This window comes from Streptomyces sp. NPDC093097, assembly GCF_044754325.1.
Lineage (GTDB): Bacteria > Actinomycetota > Actinomycetes > Streptomycetales > Streptomycetaceae > Streptomyces.
In genome coordinates, this window is the sequence record NZ_JBIVOW010000030.1 from 48,967 (window position 1) to 66,484 (window position 17,518).

Below are 17,518 nucleotides of genomic sequence, written 5' to 3' on the forward strand. Positions count from 1 at the left end.
GTTCGCACGCACCTTTCCGGGCGCCGGGCGGCCCGGCGTCAGCCGCAGCTCCACTTGGTGACGAAGACCGTCGCGGTGTGCTCCATGACGCCGCGGATGCACTCGTCGGGCTGCATCTCCACCCGCCCGCTCAGCCGCAGCGCCCCGCCCCGCGTCCGCCCGCTGCCGAACCAGCCGGGGAACGCGGTGATCTGGGAGTTCTTGCGCTGGTAGCCGAGTCGGACGGTGATCTCGCCGGGCAGCGGGACGTCGCGCTGGTAGACGGCGGTGTACAGGCCGGTGCCGCCGACCGGGCCGCGCAGGCACAGCCGCCCGTTCAGCAGCGCCCCGCAGCCGACCGGCTCGGCCGGGGCCGCCGGGGCCGCCGCCGCGGTGGCCGCCAGCAGCGCCAGCACCGCGGCCGCGGCGGCGGCCCGGCCCACCCGCCGTCGCCGACCGGACCCGGCCGACGACGGCCCGGCGGCGGTGCGGCGGGGAGCGGGCACGGTCATCGGCACACCGCCTGGTCGCCGGTCATCGCGGCGACGGAGCCGGGGGCCGGCGTCGGCTCCTCGGCCCGCACCGGCCGCACCGCCCGGAAGTCCGTCCCCACCGTCACCCGCATCACCGGCCCCTGCCCGGCTGCCGGGCGCAGCTGCGCGCCCGGCAGCGCGGCCGCCACCGTCCGGGCCGAGCGGTCCCAGTGCGGGTCGTAGGAGACCACCGTGTGCGGCACGGTGCCGAGCGCGGAGTCGCCGGGGGCGTCGGCGGTGGCGAAGCCGGCGGCGTGCAGCTGCCGGGTGACCTCGGTGGCCAGCCCGCGCCGCCCGGCGCCGTTGTCGACCCGCACCCGGACCCGCTCCGGCGGTACGTCCACGACCGCGGCCGGCGGCCGGGTGCGGTCCCGGTGGAGTGCGAACGGCCGGTCCTCGCGCAGCGCCCGGAACAGCCTCGGCGCCCGCACCGGGTCCCAGCGCACCGTCGACCCCAGCCCCGGCACTTCCTCGGCCGGACCGCGCAGCGGCACCGAGGCGAACTCCGAGGACGCTGGCCCGAAGCCGCGCATCGCCTGCGCCAGATCGGTCAGATCGCCCGCGTTGAAGTCCGCGTCGGCCCGTACGGACTGGAGCACGGCGTCCGCCACCTCCTTGAAGCGGACCGGGTTCATCAGCACCCCGGACGAGGTGATCCGGTGCAGCAGCGCGGCCAGGAAGCGCTGCTGCCGCTGCATCCGGCCCAGGTCGGCGGAGGCGTCGACATGGCGCGCCCGGACGTACTGGAGCGCCCGGCCGCCGCCCAGCCGGGAGGTGCCGGCCGGCAGGTCCAGCCCCGAGTAGCGGTCCTTCAGCGGCCGCACCGTGCAGAGGTCCACCCCGCCGACCGCGTCCACGGTCCGCATGAAGCTGGTGAAGTCGACCTCCAGGTAGTGGTCGATGTGCACCCCCGTCATGTGCTCGACGGTGCGCACGGTCAGGTTGGCGCCGCCCTCGGCGTAGGCCGCGTTCAGCTTGATCGCGTGCTCGGGGTGGCGCCGCCCCTCGGCGTCCGGATAGGCGGGCACCTCGGCGTACGAGTCGCGGGGGAGGCTGACGACGCTGGCGTGGCTCCGGTCGGCGGCCAGGTGCACCAGCATCAGGGTGTCGGTGCAGTGACAAGGGTCACCGCCCAGGTGGTACTTCTGCTTCTCCTCGTCGGTCAGCTTGTCCCGGCTGTCGGTGCCGGCGACCAGGAACGTCAGCCCCGCGCCGCCCCCCGGCCGGTCGGTCATCCCCTGGAAGGCGTCGACCCGGCCGATGCCGGCCTCCACGCCGGTGACCATGGCGTGCCCCACCCCGCTCGCGGACAGCAGCAGGGCGGCCGCGGCGGTGCTGACCCGCAGCCCCCAGCGCGCGCGTCGCCGCCTGGGCCGCCGGCCCGGCACGGTGCGGCTGGAGGGGGACGGCGCGGTCACGGGCCACCTCCGCGGTGGACGGGGACGAGGGGGAGCGGGGCCGGGCGGCCGGGACCGGCCGGAACGGACCGGGTCACCGTAAGCCCGTACGATCTCCTGCAAAACGCCACACACCGGGCACTTTGCCTCCGGCCACCCGGTTGCCGTCCGAGCCTGTCCCCCGTTCGCGGTACCGTGAGGCGGAATACCGCAGTCTCCCGGCGGGCGCCGCCGCCCCCATGGGCGGCTCGCCGCGGGCCGTCCCCCCTGAGGAACCATGTCCCAGCAGCAGCTCCCGGCCGTCTCCGTGATCATGCCGGTGCTCGACGAGGAACGTCACCTGCGCAACGCGGTCCGGCACATCCTGGCCCAGGAGTACGCCGGCGAGATGGAGGTGGTGATCGCCCTCGGCCCCTCCACGGACCGTACCGACGAGATCGCCGCGGAACTGGTCGCCGAGGACCCCCGGGTGCACACCGTGCCCAACCCCACGGGCCGCACCCCCGCCGCCCTGAACGCCGCGATCAAGGCGTCCCGGCACCCCGTCGTCGTCCGCGTCGACGGCCACGGCATGCTCTCGCAGAACTACATCGCCACCGCCGTGCGCCTCCTTGAGGAGACCGGCGCGGCCAACGTCGGCGGCATCATGCACGCCGAGGGCGAGAACGCCTGGGAGGAGGCGGTGGCCGCCGCCATGACCTCCCGGATCGGCGTGGGCAACGCCTCCTTCCACACCGGCGGCGCGGCCGGCCCCGCCGACACGGTCTACCTCGGCGTCTTCCGGCGCGAGGTGCTGGAGCAACAGGGCGGCTACAACGAGGAGTTCATCCGCGCCCAGGACTGGGAGCTGAACTTCCGGATCCGCGAGGCCGGCGGGAAGATCTGGTTCTCCCCGGAGCTGAAGGTCCAGTACCGGCCGCGGCCCAGCGTCAGGGCGCTCGCCAAGCAGTACAAGGACTACGGGAAGTGGCGGCACGTCGTCGCCCGCTACCACTCCGGGTCGATCAACCTGCGCTATCTCGCCCCGCCGACCGCGGTCTGCGCCATCGCCGCCGGCCTGGTCGTCGGCGCGGTCCTCACGCCCTGGGGCTTCGTCGTCCCGGCCGGCTACCTGGCCGCGATCACCGCCGGCTCGCTGCCGGCCGGCAAGGGCATGTCGCTCAAGGCCCGGGCCCAGATCCCGCTCGCCCTGGCGACCATGCACATGTCGTGGGGCACCGGCTTCCTCACCAGCCCGCGCTCGCTCGCCAAGAGGGTCATCGCCAGCCGGCGGCCGGCCGTCCAGGCGCCCGTACCGGCCGCGGAGTAGCGGCCCCGCGCCGGGTGCGCGCCTCCCGCGGGCGCGCACCCTGGCACGTCAGAACGCGTACTGCGGATTGACGTGCATACAGGCCGACGCGTCCTTCTCGGCGTTCAGCGGGTCCGCGCTCTTGGGGGCCCGGTGCGCCGTGCCACCGCCGTCGCCGTCGGATGCGGCCGGGTAGTTTGTGCCGGTCCGCCAGTCGTTGCCGACCACCAGCCGCATCGTGGTCACCGACGACGACTCCTGCACCGCGCCCTTGGGCAGCCCCAGCGCCTTGGCGAGCGCCAGGGCGTCGCCGCGCTGCGCGGCGTCCTTGTAGACCAGGGCGGTGTCGGCCCGGCTGGTCAGGCCGGGCTCCGTGCGGGCGGCGGAGTATCCGAGCGCGAGCAGCCGGCCATGGACGTCGCCGGCCCGGCCGGCGGCCGGACCGCGGGCGCCGTCGGTGCCGTTCTGGACGACGACGGCCAGCTCGGCCTTGGGCGTCGACGGCCCGGGGTCCGGCTCGGCAGTCTTCTTCGCGCCCTTGGCGTCCTTGCCGTCCAGCGCGACGTCCTTCCGCAGCATCGCGAAGACCGACTCCGCGTCGCCGGGCTTGGGGAGGACGTACCGCTCCCCGGGCCCGTACTGCCAGGGCATGGTGACCATCGTGATGCGCCGGGTCGGCACCCGCTGGAGGTCGCCGCCCAGGTCGTAGAGCTTCTTGACCGAGCCCAGCCCCTCGTCGACGGTGAGCGCGCTGGTCGCCGCCTCCGCCAGGTCCCGCAGCTGCACCGGGTCGGTGAGCTTGGTGCCCTGCTTGAGCTGGCGGATCATCGAGTTCATGTACATGTGCTGGGCCCGCGCCCGGCCGATGTCGGTGTTGTCCTCGAAGCCGTAGCGGGTGCGCAGCCACTGGAGCGCCTGGACGCCCTGGACGGCGTGGGTGCCCTTGGTCAGCCGCAGCCCGCTGCCGTGGCCCCTGCTGTCGTGCGAGTAGACGTTCCGGTCGACGCAGACCGGCACCCCGCCGACCGCGTCGGCCATGTCCACCACGCCGGCGAAGTCGACCATCATGAAGTGGTCGATGTAGACGCCGGTCAGCGCCTTCCAGGTGGCGACGGTGCAGCCCGGACCACCGTGCTGGAGCGACTGGTTGATGGCGGCGGTGGTCTGCGGATAGACGTGGCCGTCCTCGGGGTCGGTGCACTCCGGGATGGCCACCCGGGTGTCCCGCGGTATGGAGACCACCGACATGCTGCTGCGGTCGGCGCTGACGTGCACCAGCATCTGGACGTCCGCCAGCGGTTTGCGGTCCGCGTCCTGCCGCGCCCCGCCCAACTCGACGTCCTTCTCGGTGTTCCGGCCGTCCGACCCCACCAGCAGGATGTTCAGCGGCGTCTGCCCGAACGCGTTGGGCTCGGGCTTCTTCAGCCCGCCCGGGCCCAGATCCAGCGCCTCCTTGCGGAGGTTGGCGTTCAGGTGCTGGTAGTAGAGGTAGCCGCCGGTGGCGCCGGCCACCAGGAGCAGGCCCAGGCCGAGCGCCGTCCAGCGCAGCACCCGGCGGCCGCCGCGCCGGCGCCCGCCGGGCGGACCCCCGCCCTCGCCGGAATCCCCGTCCGATTCCCAGCCGGGCGCGTCCGGCGGCAGCCCCTTGTCCTCGTAGCCGCCGCCGGCCCAGCCCAGCGGCTGGGGCGCCGGCTCCCCGTTCTTCCCCTCGTCCCGTACACCGCTGTGCGGCATTCGGCATTCCCCCGTGTGTGTTCCGATGCGACCGGCGGCCCGCCGTGGGCCACCGGACTACTTCGCGCAGATGTTCTTGTCATCTGCACTGACGTGCTGAACCCCCGCCGGGGTTTCGGTCGGCGCCTCGATCGGCGAACCCGGCGCCGTGAAGTCCTTGCCCAGCACCAGCTTCATCGGGACCCGCGGACCGGCGTCCACCGAGGTCTTCGTCAGCGCACTCTTGGGCAGCCCCATCCACTCGGCCAGCGCGGCGGCCTGATCGGCCTGGTTGGGCGCGTATTCCAGCCGGGTCGTGGCCAGCTTCTCCGGGGCGTTGCCGGCGTTGGTGGACAGCCGCGCGCCCTTGGAGTTCTGCATCCAGTCCACGGTCTCCTGGGCCGCGCCGATCGGCCCGCCCCCGTTGGTGACATCGACCCGGACCCGCTCCGGCGGCGCCTTGCGCACCGGCGCCGCGCTCTTCTTGCCGCCGCCCTTCCCGGCCCCCTTGGCCAGCGGGTGGTCCTGCTGCACCATCTTGAACAGCGGGTCGGCCTTGGCCGTGTCGAGTATCACGGTCGCCTTGTCCCGCGGGTTGTCCAGCACCGGAACGGTGGCGAAGGTGATCTTGTCGAGGTTCACCTTCTTCAGGTCGTTGCCGAAGTCCATCAGCTTCGACGCGCTGCCGATGCCGGTGTCCACGGTCAGCGCCTTGGTCGCCGCCTGCGCCACGTCCAGCAGCTTGCCCGGGCTGCTGAACGCACTCGACTTCAGCTTCCGGATCAGCGACCCGACGAACTGCTGCTGCAACTGAATCCGGCTCAGATCGCTGCCGGTGCCCACCGCGTGCCGGGTCCGTACGAACGCCAGCGCCTGCTCGCCCTTGACCACGTGCCGACCGGCCGTCAGCTTCAGGTGCGACTTGGGGTCGTCTATGTCCTTGCCCGCGCACACCTCGACGCCGTCCACCGCGGTGGACAGGTCCTTGACGGCGTTGAAGTCCGCCATCATGAAGTGGTTGACCTGCAGCCCGGTCAGCTTCTCCACGGTGCGCCAGGTGCAGCCCGGGTCCCGGCCCTCCTGACCCAGGCTTATGTTGAACCGTACGTTCCGCTCGCCCGGGATGACCTTGGTCGAGCCGTCCGGCTGCTTCGTCGGGCAGTCCGGGACGTCGGTGATCAGGTCCCGCGGGATGCTCAGCGCCGCGGCGTTGGACCGGTCCTTGGAGACGTGGATCAGGATCGTGGTGTCCGCGTGCCCCAGGCTGCCGGAGTCGCCGTAGTGGCTGTCGCCCTTGCCGGTGCGCGCGTCGGTGCCGATGACCAGGAGGTTCACCGGGCCGTCGGTGACCGCGGAGTTCTCCTCACCGACGTCGACCTTCTTGATGTTGCCGTCGAGCTGCTGGTAGATGACGAACGCGGTCCCGCAGCCGGCGACGAGGACGAACCCCACCACCCCGGCCGTCCAGTACAGGACCTTCCGCTTCACCGACTTCTTCGGCTTGGTCCGCCGGCGGCCGGCGGCCGGCGCGGCCGCCGCGCTCCTGGACCGGCCCGCCGCGCGCCGCGCCGCCCGCCCGCCGGCCGGGGCCTCCGCGTCGTCGTCGGCCTTCTTGCCGGACCGCTGGACCGGCAGCGGACGGGTGTCGGTGTCCTCGCCGCCCGGGCCCCTCGCGGCACGTCTGCCGGGCGCCTTGCGGTCGGCGGGCCGAGCCGGGCCCCGACCCGACGGGTCGAGCCGCAACTCGTAGTTGCCGGTGTTCGGATCGAACACCCACTGATCGGCGGGGTCGACGTTGTCGTCGCCCGCCTGCCCACGGCCTTGCGCGTCCACGGTGCCTTGAGTCCTCCGTCGGTACCACGCGGCGCCATCCCCTAAGGCGCTCGGTCGATCCTGAGATACGTGGTTCGGTACTTGGTCATTCGATACGCGGTCAACGATCATCGGCCAGCTGGTCGGGCGGACCGGATCGCTCACACTATCCGCCAAGTTCAGCGCCGAGCGACGCCCGTGACACATTCCACGTCCCTACAAGTGGGCAATCCGCCCATTCCCTTCGCCCCGGCGCCGGAGAACGGCGTCGTTATTCGCAGACGCCGCGTTCCGCGGTGCTCCCGGGAAAGGACGACGGCGAACTCGCCGCGGGCGCCGGTCTTCCGCCGCGGCGGGAATGGGCCGGCCTGCCGTCCGTCGCCCGGGCGGGCCGCTGCGGCACCACCGTCACCGGCCGATCCTTGCGCAACCGCGCGAAAAGGCGGTCCGCATCCGGCTGCACCAGTTCATCGCGATTGGGGTCGTCGCGGTACGCGGTGCGGGGCACGGTCAGGAACTGCACATGCGACGAGGGAATGCTGCGCATACTCCGGACCAATTCATACAACCCCCGGAGCGAAGCGAGTCCGGCATCGGTCGTCAGCGAACTCGTCGCGGCATCCATCACCGGATACAACCGGGTCGGATTGAGCAGCACACCATTGCTTTGCACTTTCTTCACCAGCGCACCGAGGAACTGCTGTTGGCGGGCCATCCGCTGGGTGTCACTGCCATTGCCCAGGCTCTTGCGGGCCCGCACATATCCGAGCGCCGCCTCACCGTCCAACGTCTGCCGGCCGGCCGGCAGCGAGACGTGCGCCTCCTCGTCCCTGATCGGCGCGGCCAGGCACATCCGGACGCCGTGCACCGCGTCCACCATGTGCTTGAACCCGGTGAAGTCGATGATGACGTGGTGGTCGATCCGGATACGGGTCAGTTTCTCCATCGTGCGGATCGAACAGGCCGCCCCGCCGACCGCGAACGCCCCGTTGAACTGCGCCACCTGCGGCGCCGCCTCCGTCCCGTCGGCGCGCCGGCAGTGCGGCACCTGCACCATCAGGTCGCGCGGGACGCTGACCGCGGTGGCGCGCTTCCGGTCGGCCGCCAGGTGCAGCAGGATCGTGGTGTCCGAGCGCTGGGTGCCGGTGTCCGTCCCGTACTCCCCGTTCTCGCCGGCCCGGTTGTCGGAGCCGATCAACAGGATGTTCAGCGCGTTCTTCGGGCCCGCCGGCGGCCGCTCGGACTCGTACTTCTCCAGCTCCCGCTCCGTCGCGCTGTCAGCATGGATGTTGCCGTTCAGCCGGGTCCAGACGGCCCAACCCAGCCCGGCCGAGGCCAGTACCGCGACGGTCAGCGCCAGCACCGCGGCGCGCAGCCAGCGGTGGCGCCGCGGCGCCGGGGCGCGCGCCGGTCCCGGCCGGTCCGCCGCGCGCCGCCCGGCCGGCCGCTCGGGCCACCCGGGGAACCGCGCCGGCCGCCCGCCGCCCGGCGCCCCGCGCCCGCCGCCCCGAAAGCGGCGCCGGCGTGCGGGTGGGGTGTCGGGGCTCTCGGACACGTGGGCGTCTCCCTCGCGGCGTCGGCGGCACACGCCCCCGCGCCGGGCACCGCCGGGGAGGAAACCGCCGGACCCCGCGCCGGGGAGTCCGTACACACAGCGCGTACGTACCCCGAGCATGGCCCCCGCCGGGCGGACCGGCCCGTCCGGCGGGAATCCCGGTCCGCCGGACGGGGGAGCGGCCGCCCGGAGCGCCTTCCCGCCCGCGGCGCCCACCGGAAGGTGACGACCGGGACGACCGGCTCTAGGACCGCGGCGCGGTGAAGGTGACCTTCTCCGTGTCCCGGCGGGCCGCCAGCGCCTCGTCGCCCAGCTGCTCAAGGTGGCGGCAGAGCACCACCGAGCCGCCCGCCGCCAGCGGTGCGTACAGCCCGATCGACAGGCCCTGCCAGGTGTCGTACGCCAGCCCCGACAGCACCCGGGGCACCGCCGGCAGCCCCGCCGCCGCGGCGTCGGCCAGCGCCCGCTCCACGATCCCGGCACCGGTCAGCTCCTCGCCGCCGACCACCAGCGCCGGCGCCCCCGGATCCACCGGTACGAACGGCGCGAACCGGTCGCCCTGGCCCGGCACCTCCACCGCGTAGTCCGCGAAGCCGGCCGGCGGCTGCGGGAACCGGCCGCCCAGCGGGCGCATCGCCAGCGCCACCCGCTCCCCGGAACAGGCCCGCGCCGCATCGAGGGTGTCCGGACCGCTGACGACCAGATCGGCCGCGCCCGGATCACCCCCCACGTCCGCGACCACGCCCACCGACGCGCAGGCCAGCAGCCACACGGCGGTCTGCCAGTGCGCGGGCAGCAGCAGCGCGAGCCGGTCGCCGGGCTCGGCGGCCAGATCGCCCTGGAGGTAGTTGGCGGTCTTCGCCACCCAATTGGCGAAGGTCGCGACGGACAGTTCGACCCGCTCGCCGGTGGCGTCGTCGTAGAAGGTGACCAGCGGGCGGCCCGGGTCCGCGGCCAGCGCGGAACCCAGCAGGTCGGCAGGGGTGCGATCGGTGGCGTTCATCGCGGCCAGCGTACGCGCGGCGCCCGCTGACGGTCAGTCGGGAGCGCTCCGGCCGGCACCGGATCGGCCGATGGCCCGTCAGACCAGCGATGGCGGGCGGCTCCCGGCCGTGCCCAGGATTTCCCATGCGCCCCTTCCTCGCGACCTGCCTCGGCGCCGCGTGCACGGCCGCCCTCGCCCTGCCCCCCGGACCGGCCCTCGTACGCCCCGCAGAGGCAGCCGCCGGGTCCGGCGCGGCCCGCACCGGCGACCTGCCGGGCGCCACCCAGTCCCTCCCGCTGGACGGCCTGGGCCGGCGCGCCGCCGCCCCGCACGGGCCCACCGTCCGCGAGGTGTCGAGCGGCACCCGCCGCCCGTTCTCCCTCGTCGGCGTCGTCTGGGACGACGCCGCGACGCCGCTGCCCGGCCGGGCCGAGGTCCGCACCCGGGCCCGCGGCAGCGGCCGGTGGTCCGGCTGGCAGAACCTGGCGACCGCCGGCGAGGACGCCCCCGACCCGGGCGCCGGGGAGGGCCGCGGCGGCACCGCACGCGGCAGCACCGCGCCCCTGTGGGTCGGCGCCAGCGACGCCGTCCAACTGCGCCTCACCCTCACCCCCGGCACAACCCCCGGTCCCACGGGCGGGGTTGACGCCGCGTCCCCCGCCACCCGCGCCGTCGGCGTCCTGCCGCACGGCCTGCGGCTCGAACTCGTCGACCCCGGACCCGACACCCCCGCCCTGCGCGGCGCACCGCCCACCGGCCCCGAGGCCGTGGCCAGCTCCGCCGCCAACGCGCCCCTGGCCCCCCTGGGCGCCACCGAGATCCCCGCCGCGGACGAGATCGCCGCCCGGGCCGACCTCGCCGCCGTCGGCGGGACCGACCCCGCCGGGCCGGCGCACATCGGCGCCCGCCCCCGCATCGTCACCCGGGCCGGCTGGGGCGCTGACGAGATGCTCCGCGAGGCCCGCTTCGCCTACACCCGCACCGTCCGCGCCGCCTTCGTCCACCACAGCGGCACCGGCAACAACTACACCTGCGCCGAGGCCCCTTCGGTGATCCGCGCCATGTACCGCTTCCACGTCCTGAGCAGCCACTGGCGCGACATCGGCTACAACTTCCTGATCGACCGGTGCGGCACCGTCTACGAGGGCCGCGCCGGCGGCGTCGCCAAACCGGTGCTCGGCGCGCACACCCTCGGCTTCAACAACGACAGCACCGGCATCGCCCTCCTGGGGACCTTCGAGGAGACGGCACCCCCCAGGGCCGCCGTCACGGCGCTGGCCCGGCTGACGGCCTGGAAGCTCGGGCTGCACGGCGCCGATCCGCTGGGCCGGGCCTCGATGACGTCCACCGGCGGCGACCGCTACCCCAAGGGCACGGTCGTCCGACAGCGCGTCATCTCCGGCCACCGCGACGGCGTCAAGACCGAGTGCCCCGGCGCCCTGCTCTATGCCGACCTGCCGGCGGTCCGGCAGACCGCGGCGCGCCTCCAGGGCCGCTGACCGGCCGGGAACTGACGGTCCGGCCGCCGGCGGGCGGACCGCCGTGAAACTTGTCACCCACCGGTCACTTCGCCGTCATCCACGGGATTGAACCGATCGCCGCCCCGCGCCGTCCTACGGATCGCCATGTCCCCTCTACCAGCCCCGTCACCGGCTCCCGCCCCCGCGTCCCGCCGAGGGCGGCCGGTGGTCCGTCTGCCTACACTGGTCCGCCCACCGGCCGACCCCACCAGGAAGCAGAGAAGACGAACGTGAGCGTCGCACGTGCAGCCTCCGGGCCGCGCTCGACGACGAATGCCGCACTGCCGTGGCGCAGGGGCGGAGAAGCGAACTGAGGACAGAGTGACTGAAGCGATCCTCCTGGTCGGCGGCAAGGGCACCCGGCTGCGCCCGCTGACGGTGCACACGCCCAAGCCCATGGTCCCGGCGGCCGGCGTGCCCTTCCTCACCCACCAGCTGGCCCGCGCCCGCGCCGCCGGCGTCGAGCACGTCGTCATGGCCACGTCCTACCTCGCCGAGGTCTTCGAGCCGTACTTCGGCGACGGCTCCGCGCTCGGCCTCCACCTGGAGTACGTCACCGAGGTGGAGCCCCTGGGCACCGGCGGCGCCATCCGCAACGTCGCCTCGCGGCTGCACTCGGCCCCCGACGAGCCGGTGCTGATCTTCAACGGCGACATCCTCACCGGCCTCGACATCCGTGCCCTGGTCGACACCCACCGCACCAGCGGCGCCGATGTCTCCCTGCACCTCACCCGGGTCGAGGACCCGCGCGCCTTCGGGCTCGTCCCCACCGACGACACCGGCCGGGTCACCGCCTTCCTGGAGAAGCCGCAGACCCCCGAGGAGATCGTCACCGACCAGATCAACGCCGGTGCCTACGTCTTCAACCGGTCGGTCATCGACACCATCCCCACCGGCCGCCCGGTCTCCGTCGAGCGCGAGACCTTCCCCGGCCTCCTCGCCGACGGCGCCCACCTCCAGGGCATGGTCGACTCCACCTACTGGCTCGACCTGGGCACCCCGCAGGCGTTCGTCCGCGGCTCCGCCGACCTGGTCCTGGGCCGCGCCCCGTCCCCGGCGGTCCCCGGCCGCTGCGGCGACCGCCTGGTCCTGGCGGGCGCCGAGGTCGCCCCGGACGCCAAGCTGACCGGCGGCACCGTCGTCGGCCCCGCGGCCCGGGTCGGGGCCGGCGCCCGGGTGGACGGCAGCGCGGTGCTGGACGGTGCGGTGATCGACGAGGGCGCCCGGGTCAACGACTCGCTGATCGGCGCCGGGGCCCGGATCGGGGCCCGTACCGTCCTGGACGGCGCGGTGATCGGCGACGGCGCGGTGATCGGCGCCGACAACGAGCTGCGCGGCGGCATCCGCATCTGGTGCGGCGCAGAGATCCCGCCCGGCTCGGTCCGCTTCTCCTCCGACCAGTGACCGCCGCCCCGGCCCGCACCGCCTGAGAGCCCCGCGCACGGCCCGCCCCCGCGCTGTCCACAGGCCCCGGCCCGGGCCCGCCCCGATCGCCTAACCTGGCGGCATGCCCGCCCGCACCTGGGTCCCGCCCGGCCCGTACGACCTGCACCGCACCCTCGGGGTGCTGCGCCGGGGCCCCGGCGACCCCGCGTTCGCGGTCCGCGGCGACGAGATCTGGCGCGCCTGCCGCACGCCCGCCGGCCCCGGCACGCTGCGCCTGGCCGCCCGCCCCGCCGAGGGCGCGGTCGCGGCGACGGCCTGGGGCCCGGGCGCGCAGTGGCTGCTGGAGCATCTGCCGGCGCTGCTGGGGGAGGGCGACGACCCGGAGGAGCTGACCCCCCGGCACCGCGTCGTCCACGAGGCGCGCCGCCGCCACCCCGGCGTCCGGCTCGCCCGCACCGGCCTGGTCCTGGAGTCGCTGATCCCGTCGGTCCTGGAGCAGAAGGTCACCAGCGACGAGGCGTACCGCGCCTGGCGGCTGCTGCTCCAGCGGCACGGCACGCCCGCCCCCGGCCCCTGGGACCGGCTGCGGGTGATGCCCGACCCGCGCGGCTGGGCGCTGATCCCGTCCTGGGAGTGGCACCGCGCGGGCGTCGACGCCAAGCGGTCGTCGGCGATCGTGCGCGCGGTGCGGGTCGCGGCCCGTATGGAGGAGGCCGCGCGGATGGACCTCCCCGACGCGATCCGCCGGCTGACGGCGATACCGGGCATCGGCCCCTGGACGGCCGCCGAGACCCTCCAGCGCGCCCAGGGCGCCGCCGACGCGATCACCGTCGGCGACCTGCACCTGCCGAACATCATCGGCTATGCGCTCACCGGCCGCCGCGGCTCGACCGACGAGGAGATGCTGGAGCTCCTCGCGCCCTACGAGGGCCAGCGGCACCGCGCAGCCCGGCTGATCCTGCTCTCCGGCCTGGTCCCGCCGCGCCGCGCCCCGCGCTTCCCGGTGGGCGACATCGCCCGGCTGTGACCCCGGCCGACGCCGCCGTGACGACCCGTCACCGGACAGACCGGACGCGGCGGGCTCACCGGCCTCACCGAGCTCTCCGGCTCACCGGCCTCGCCGGGGCCGCGGAACGAGACCGCGGCCCCGGCGTCCGACGAGGAAACCCCCTCGACGGCGAGGAGATCCCCGCGACGGCGAGGAAACCCCCTCGGACGGCGAAGAACCTCAGCGGACGACGAGGAAGTCGTCGGCCGGCCGGGGCGGCCGGGCGCCCGGCGCGGAGGCCGGGGTTCCGATGGCCACCGCCCCCATCGGCTCCCACTCCGCCGGCAGTTCCAGCACCTCCCGGACCACGTCCCGGCAGAACATCGTCGAGGAGATCCACGCCGACCCCAGCCGCTCGCCGGCCAGCGCCACCAGGAAGTTCTGGATGCCCGCGCCGTGGGCGACGACGAACATCTCGCGTTCGGCGGCACCGCGCCGCGCGTCCGGATAGGCGTGCGCCCCGTCCAGCACCATGCACGGCACCGCCAGGTACGGCGCGTTGCGCAGCACGTCGCCGCGCCGCACCCGCTTGGCGATGGACTCCTCCGACTTCCCGTCCGCGCGCAGATCGGCCACCCAGGCGTCCCGCATCGCGTCCAGCAACCGGGTCCGGGACTCCGCCGACTCCAGCAGGACGAACCGCCACGGCGTGGTGTGGTGCGGCGCCGGCGCGGTCACCGCCGCCGCCACCGCACGCCGCACCGCGCCCGGATCCACCGGGGCGTCGGTGAACTCCCGGACCGTGCGGCGCAGCGTCACCGCCTCCCGTACGGCCTCGGAGGTGCCCAGCCGGAACATGTCGCTCGCGGCGTCCCGCACCAGCGCCCGGGCCCCGGGATCGCCCTCGTCCCCGTCCCCGTCCTCGCCCGGAACGGCGCCGGTGTCCGCCTCCGTCTCCGCGTCCGCCTCCCGCACGACGTGCGGCAGTCCGCGCACCACCGCCACCGGCAGCGCGGTCGCCTTGCCCTTCACCAGGTCGCCGGCGGCGGTCAGTTCGTCCGCGGTGGCGATGATGGTGGCGCTGAGCGGGTTGCCGTGCGCGTCGGTGCCGCCGCGCAGGTCGTCCAGCACCCGCACCCCGGCCGCCCCGATGGCGACGTCGGTCAGACCGCTCCGCCAGGGCCGCCCGAAGGTGTCGCTGATGAGCACGCCGACGTTCACCCCGAGCGTCTCGCGCAGTCCGGTCCGCAGCGCGCGGGCCGAGGCGTCCGAGTCCTCGGGCAGCAACAGCACCGTTCCGGAAGGGGTGTTGGAGGCGTCCACGCCGGCCGCGGCCATCACCAGGCCCTGGGGGTTCTCCACGATCCGCAGGGTGCCGCGGCGGGCGACCACCCGCACCGTCTCGGCGTCGATCGCCGCCTCGCGGTCGGCGGCCTCAAGGATCCGCCCCTCGGCCTTGCTGACGATCTTCGAGGTGACCACCAGCACGTCGCCGTCGGCCAGGGCAGTCGCGCCCTCGGCGGTCGCCGCCGCGGCGATCAGCTTGACGAGGTCGTCGCCCGGCCGCACCTCGGGGATGCCCGGCAGCGCCCACACCCGGTACCCGGGCTCCGCAGCCGCCCCGGTCATGCCCGCACCTCCGCGGCGAGCGCCAGCGCCTCGCGGGCCATCGCGGCGGTCGCGTCCAGGTCCGTCATCATCAGCGGCACCGCCCGGCAGCGGATGCCCGCCGCCTCGACGTCGGCCACCGCCCCCGCGTCCACGTCGTCCACCAGCCACCCGTCCAGCAGCCCTGCCCCGCCCTCCGCAGGACGTCGCTCCGCTCCGCCGTAGTGCTTGGCCACCGCCGCCGCGGTGGACTCCACCCCGACCGCCTCCAGCACCTTGTCGGCCATCCCGCGCACCGGCGCGTCCCCGACGATCGGCGACAGCCCGACCACCGGCGCCGCGGCCTTCGCGACGGCCTCCCGGATGCCGGGCACGGCCAGGATCGTGCCGACGCTGACGACCGGGTTGGACGGCGGGAAGAGGATCACGTCGGCCGCGGCGAGGGCCTCCAGCACCCCGGGCGCCGGCTTGGCCTGCTCGGCGCCGACCGGCACCACGGCCAGCGCCGGCACCGAGGCCCGCATCCGCACCCAGTACTCCTGGAAGTGCACCGCCTTGCGCTCGCCGTCCTCGCCCTCGATCGCCACATGGGTCTCGACGCGGTCGTCGGACATCGGCAGCAGCCGCACGCCGGGCTGCCAGCGGTCGCACAGCGCCTCGGTGACGGCGCTCAGCGGATAGCCGGCGCCCAGCATCTGGGTCCGCACGATGTGGGTGGCGAAGTCCCGGTCGCCCAGCCCGAACCACTCCGGTCCGACGCCGTACGCGGCCAGCTCCTCCTTCACCCGGAACGTCTCGTCCGTCCGTCCCCAGCCCTGCTCCTCGTTGATGCCGCCGCCGAGCGTGTACATCACGGTGTCGAGGTCGGGACACACCTTCAGCCCGAACAGGTGGATGTCGTCACCGGTGTTGCCGATGACGGTGATGTCCGCTTCCGGAGCCGCTGCCTTCAGTCCCCGCAGGAAGCGGGCGCCGCCGATACCGCCGGCCAGAACCACAATGCGCATGTCCCTCAGTCTGTCAGCCGCGGGCCGAGCCCATGAGGGCGGTGGCCGGACGACGGGCGGGCTGCCGGACGATGCGCGGTGGCGGGCGGATCGCGGGGCGCGGGGCGTCAGTTGGCCGCCGGCTCCTGGGCGGCGTCCGGTGCGCCGGGGACCTCTCCGGCGGAGCGGAGGCCGGCCCGCGGCCGCATCGGCATCTCGGTCAGCCCGGGGAAGTAGACGTGCAGGCTGACGGCCGGCGTCAGCGCGTCATTGACGACCTCGTGGACGTAGCCGGGGGCGAAGACCCGCTGGGTGCCGGCGGTCAGACGGCGCGGTCCGCCCGGCGCGTGCTCGGTCAACTCGCCTTCCAGGAGGGTCAGTACGCCCGAGGACGGGCCGTGGTCGTGCCGGCCGCTGCCCTGCCCGGGCAGCCAGCTCAGCAGCCACACCTCGTAGCCGATGGGGGTCTCCCCCGCGGACGGGGGTCCCCCCGCCCGAACGGAGTCGAGAGCTTGGGGAACCGTGCGCAGCCGGTGGTACCAGCGGGTGGTGGCGTCGTAGCGGACCAGCGGGGCCCAGGCGGCGCGGTCGGCGGCGATCGAGCGGGCCAGGCCCGCGAAGCCGGCGACGGTGGTGGGGTGGGCGGGGACGGGCGGCAGCAGGTGGGGGAGGGCGAGCGGGTCGCCGGCGATCTGGACGTCGCTGTTCATGGACGGGTTCCTCGGCGGAGTGCGGGGTGGCGCGCGGGGGCCCAGCGGAAGCGGGGCGCGGAAGGGTGCGGCACGGCGCGCGCCGTTCCTTGTGGGGGCGCGGTGCGGTGGTCGCGATGGAGCGGGTGCGCCGGCGGGATGGTGCGAGCGCGGCGGGCTGGAGCTCAGTGGCTACGACAGCTGGAACAGCGACAGCGGGCCTGCACGGCGCAGAGCGACCCGTAGGAACGGGTCAGTCGGTGCGCGGAGGTCGCTGGCATGCGGACAAGGAGACACGGGGCGGCGGTCCGCTGTCAAACGGGGTCCAGGAAGGCGGACACCGTTCACCTCTTCCGGTTACTCCGTTCGGAGAAAGGTTTGTGCAGATCCCGGCGAGGAGAAGCGGACCAGCGACCGTGCCGCGGCCGCCGTTGCGCTCCTGTGATCCGGCTGTGATCTTCCCCGCTCCGTCGCCCGGAAGTGCAACGGACGGGGCGTCCGTCGACGTCTCACTCGGCGAGAAAGAAGCCGAGGGCCGACCGCCCTGGGAAGTGTCCTGGTTTTGGATGATTTGAACACTTTCCGCATAGGCTTGGTTCCGCAGAGTGAATAAGAGGCCCAATAGCAGATCTCGGCTTGACTGGCCCGGATCAGCACACTTGTAATTTCACTCGTGTCGTTCAGCCGAATTCGATCACGGCTTGATCACGGGGACGTAAAGACAGACGAGGGGCGCACATGACCGAGCTGTTCCAGGAATTGCTGGTCGAGGAGGCGGACGAGGAGCTCGGCTGGCAGGAGCGCGCACTGTGCGCCCAGACCGACCCCGAGTCCTTCTTCCCGGAGAAGGGTGGCTCCACCCGCGAGGCCAAGAAGGTCTGCCTCGCCTGCGAAGTCCGGTCCGAGTGCCTCGAGTACGCCCTCGCCAACGACGAACGCTTCGGTATCTGGGGCGGTCTGTCCGAGCGCGAGCGCCGCCGCCTGAAGAAGGCCGCCGTCTGACCGTGACCGTCAAGCCCCCCGCACCGGCAGTCCGCGGCCGTGTCGACCACACCGCCGCACCTCCCCAACTCCCCATA

At 74.3% G+C, this 17,518-nt stretch carries 14 protein-coding genes; 5 read left to right on the forward strand and 9 right to left on the reverse strand.

Annotated features, from left to right (window positions below):
* Window positions 1-38: 38 nt before the first annotated feature.
* Window positions 39-491: a hypothetical protein gene (locus tag ACIQE0_RS34910; protein ID WP_366338691.1), complete on the reverse strand. Its 453-nt coding sequence runs from the start codon at window positions 489-491 to the stop codon at window positions 39-41.
* Entirely contained in the window at window positions 488-1,930 is a 1,443-nt protein-coding gene (locus ACIQE0_RS34915) for an LCP family protein (RefSeq protein ID WP_402339478.1), read from the reverse strand. Before ACIQE0_RS34915 ends, ACIQE0_RS34910 begins: the two co-directional genes overlap by 4 nt.
* Window positions 1,931-2,186: 256 nt before the next feature.
* Between ACIQE0_RS34915 and ACIQE0_RS34920 the strand changes: the two genes are divergently transcribed.
* Window positions 2,187-3,218 carry a glycosyltransferase family 2 protein gene (locus ACIQE0_RS34920; protein WP_402339481.1) on the forward strand — a complete coding sequence of 344 codons (1,032 nt, stop codon included), beginning with the start codon at window positions 2,187-2,189 and terminating at the stop codon, window positions 3,216-3,218.
* A gap of 48 nt (window positions 3,219-3,266) precedes the next feature.
* Here ACIQE0_RS34920 and ACIQE0_RS34925 read toward each other — a convergent pair whose 3' ends face one another.
* The 4 genes from ACIQE0_RS34925 to ACIQE0_RS34940 form a co-directional block, all read right to left on the reverse strand.
* The gene (locus tag ACIQE0_RS34925; protein ID WP_402339484.1) at window positions 3,267-4,931 is read right to left on the reverse strand and encodes an LCP family protein; all 1,665 of its coding nucleotides are present in this window, start codon (window positions 4,929-4,931) and stop codon (window positions 3,267-3,269) included.
* 57 nt (window positions 4,932-4,988) lie between these two features.
* Window positions 4,989-6,743, reverse strand: a complete 1,755-nt coding sequence (locus ACIQE0_RS34930; RefSeq protein WP_402339487.1) for an LCP family protein — start codon at window positions 6,741-6,743, stop codon at window positions 4,989-4,991.
* Window positions 6,744-6,993: 250 nt separating this feature from the next.
* The gene (locus ACIQE0_RS34935) at window positions 6,994-8,277 is read right to left on the reverse strand and encodes an LCP family protein (RefSeq protein ID WP_402339490.1); all 1,284 of its coding nucleotides are present in this window, start codon (window positions 8,275-8,277) and stop codon (window positions 6,994-6,996) included.
* A gap of 244 nt (window positions 8,278-8,521) precedes the next feature.
* Complete coding sequence (locus tag ACIQE0_RS34940; protein WP_402339492.1) at window positions 8,522-9,280, reverse strand: TIGR03089 family protein; 759 nt, start codon at window positions 9,278-9,280, stop codon at window positions 8,522-8,524.
* Window positions 9,281-9,405: 125 nt separating this feature from the next.
* On the opposite strand from ACIQE0_RS34940, the gene ACIQE0_RS34945 reads away from it, so the two are divergent.
* From ACIQE0_RS34945 to ACIQE0_RS34955, 3 genes are all read left to right on the forward strand, one after another.
* The gene (locus ACIQE0_RS34945) at window positions 9,406-10,761 is read left to right on the forward strand and encodes an N-acetylmuramoyl-L-alanine amidase (protein WP_402339495.1); all 1,356 of its coding nucleotides are present in this window, start codon (window positions 9,406-9,408) and stop codon (window positions 10,759-10,761) included.
* A 294-nt stretch (window positions 10,762-11,055) separates the two neighbouring features.
* Window positions 11,056-12,186, forward strand: a complete 1,131-nt coding sequence (locus ACIQE0_RS34950) for a sugar phosphate nucleotidyltransferase (RefSeq protein ID WP_402339498.1) — start codon at window positions 11,056-11,058, stop codon at window positions 12,184-12,186.
* Between the two features lie 103 nt (window positions 12,187-12,289).
* Complete coding sequence (locus ACIQE0_RS34955; protein ID WP_366338674.1) at window positions 12,290-13,195, forward strand: DNA-3-methyladenine glycosylase 2 family protein; 906 nt, start codon at window positions 12,290-12,292, stop codon at window positions 13,193-13,195.
* A gap of 201 nt (window positions 13,196-13,396) precedes the next feature.
* Here ACIQE0_RS34955 and ACIQE0_RS34960 read toward each other — a convergent pair whose 3' ends face one another.
* The 3 genes from ACIQE0_RS34960 to ACIQE0_RS34970 all read right to left on the reverse strand — a co-directional run bounded on the left by ACIQE0_RS34960 (window position 13,397) and on the right by ACIQE0_RS34970 (window position 16,460).
* Complete coding sequence (locus ACIQE0_RS34960) at window positions 13,397-14,785, reverse strand: coenzyme F420-0:L-glutamate ligase (protein ID WP_402339501.1); 1,389 nt, start codon at window positions 14,783-14,785, stop codon at window positions 13,397-13,399.
* Window positions 14,782-15,771, reverse strand: coding sequence for a 2-phospho-L-lactate transferase (gene cofD, locus ACIQE0_RS34965; protein WP_366338670.1), 990 nt, complete (start codon window positions 15,769-15,771; stop codon window positions 14,782-14,784). Before cofD ends, ACIQE0_RS34960 begins: the two co-directional genes overlap by 4 nt.
* A gap of 107 nt (window positions 15,772-15,878) precedes the next feature.
* Entirely contained in the window at window positions 15,879-16,460 is a 582-nt protein-coding gene (locus ACIQE0_RS34970) for a cysteine dioxygenase (RefSeq protein WP_402339504.1), read from the reverse strand.
* A 717-nt stretch (window positions 16,461-17,177) separates the two neighbouring features.
* Between ACIQE0_RS34970 and ACIQE0_RS34975 the strand changes: the two genes are divergently transcribed.
* Window positions 17,178-17,441 carry a WhiB family transcriptional regulator gene (locus ACIQE0_RS34975; protein ID WP_003983763.1) on the forward strand — a complete coding sequence of 88 codons (264 nt, stop codon included), beginning with the start codon at window positions 17,178-17,180 and terminating at the stop codon, window positions 17,439-17,441.
* Window positions 17,442-17,518 lie beyond the last annotated feature (77 nt).

Bases quoted from the DNA above. Each gene is read 5' to 3' on its own strand.
- cofD (WP_366338670.1), bottom strand. From the start codon at position 15,771: ATGCGCATTGTGGTTCTGGCCGGCGGTATCGGCGGCGCCCGCTTCCTG.
- ACIQE0_RS34945 (WP_402339495.1), top strand. From the start codon at position 9,406: ATGCGCCCCTTCCTCGCGACCTGCCTCGGCGCCGCGTGCACGGCCGCC.
- ACIQE0_RS34925 (WP_402339484.1), bottom strand. From the start codon at position 4,931: ATGCCGCACAGCGGTGTACGGGACGAGGGGAAGAACGGGGAGCCGGCG.
- ACIQE0_RS34920 (WP_402339481.1), top strand. From the start codon at position 2,187: ATGTCCCAGCAGCAGCTCCCGGCCGTCTCCGTGATCATGCCGGTGCTC.
- ACIQE0_RS34960 (WP_402339501.1), bottom strand. From the start codon at position 14,785: ATGACCGGGGCGGCTGCGGAGCCCGGGTACCGGGTGTGGGCGCTGCCG.
- ACIQE0_RS34970 (WP_402339504.1), bottom strand. From the start codon at position 16,460: ATGAACAGCGACGTCCAGATCGCCGGCGACCCGCTCGCCCTCCCCCAC.
- ACIQE0_RS34975 (WP_003983763.1), top strand. From the start codon at position 17,178: ATGACCGAGCTGTTCCAGGAATTGCTGGTCGAGGAGGCGGACGAGGAG.
- ACIQE0_RS34950 (WP_402339498.1), top strand. From the start codon at position 11,056: ATGCCGCACTGCCGTGGCGCAGGGGCGGAGAAGCGAACTGAGGACAGA.
- ACIQE0_RS34910 (WP_366338691.1), bottom strand. From the start codon at position 491: ATGACCGTGCCCGCTCCCCGCCGCACCGCCGCCGGGCCGTCGTCGGCC.
- ACIQE0_RS34940 (WP_402339492.1), bottom strand. From the start codon at position 9,280: ATGAACGCCACCGATCGCACCCCTGCCGACCTGCTGGGTTCCGCGCTG.
- ACIQE0_RS34955 (WP_366338674.1), top strand. From the start codon at position 12,290: ATGCCCGCCCGCACCTGGGTCCCGCCCGGCCCGTACGACCTGCACCGC.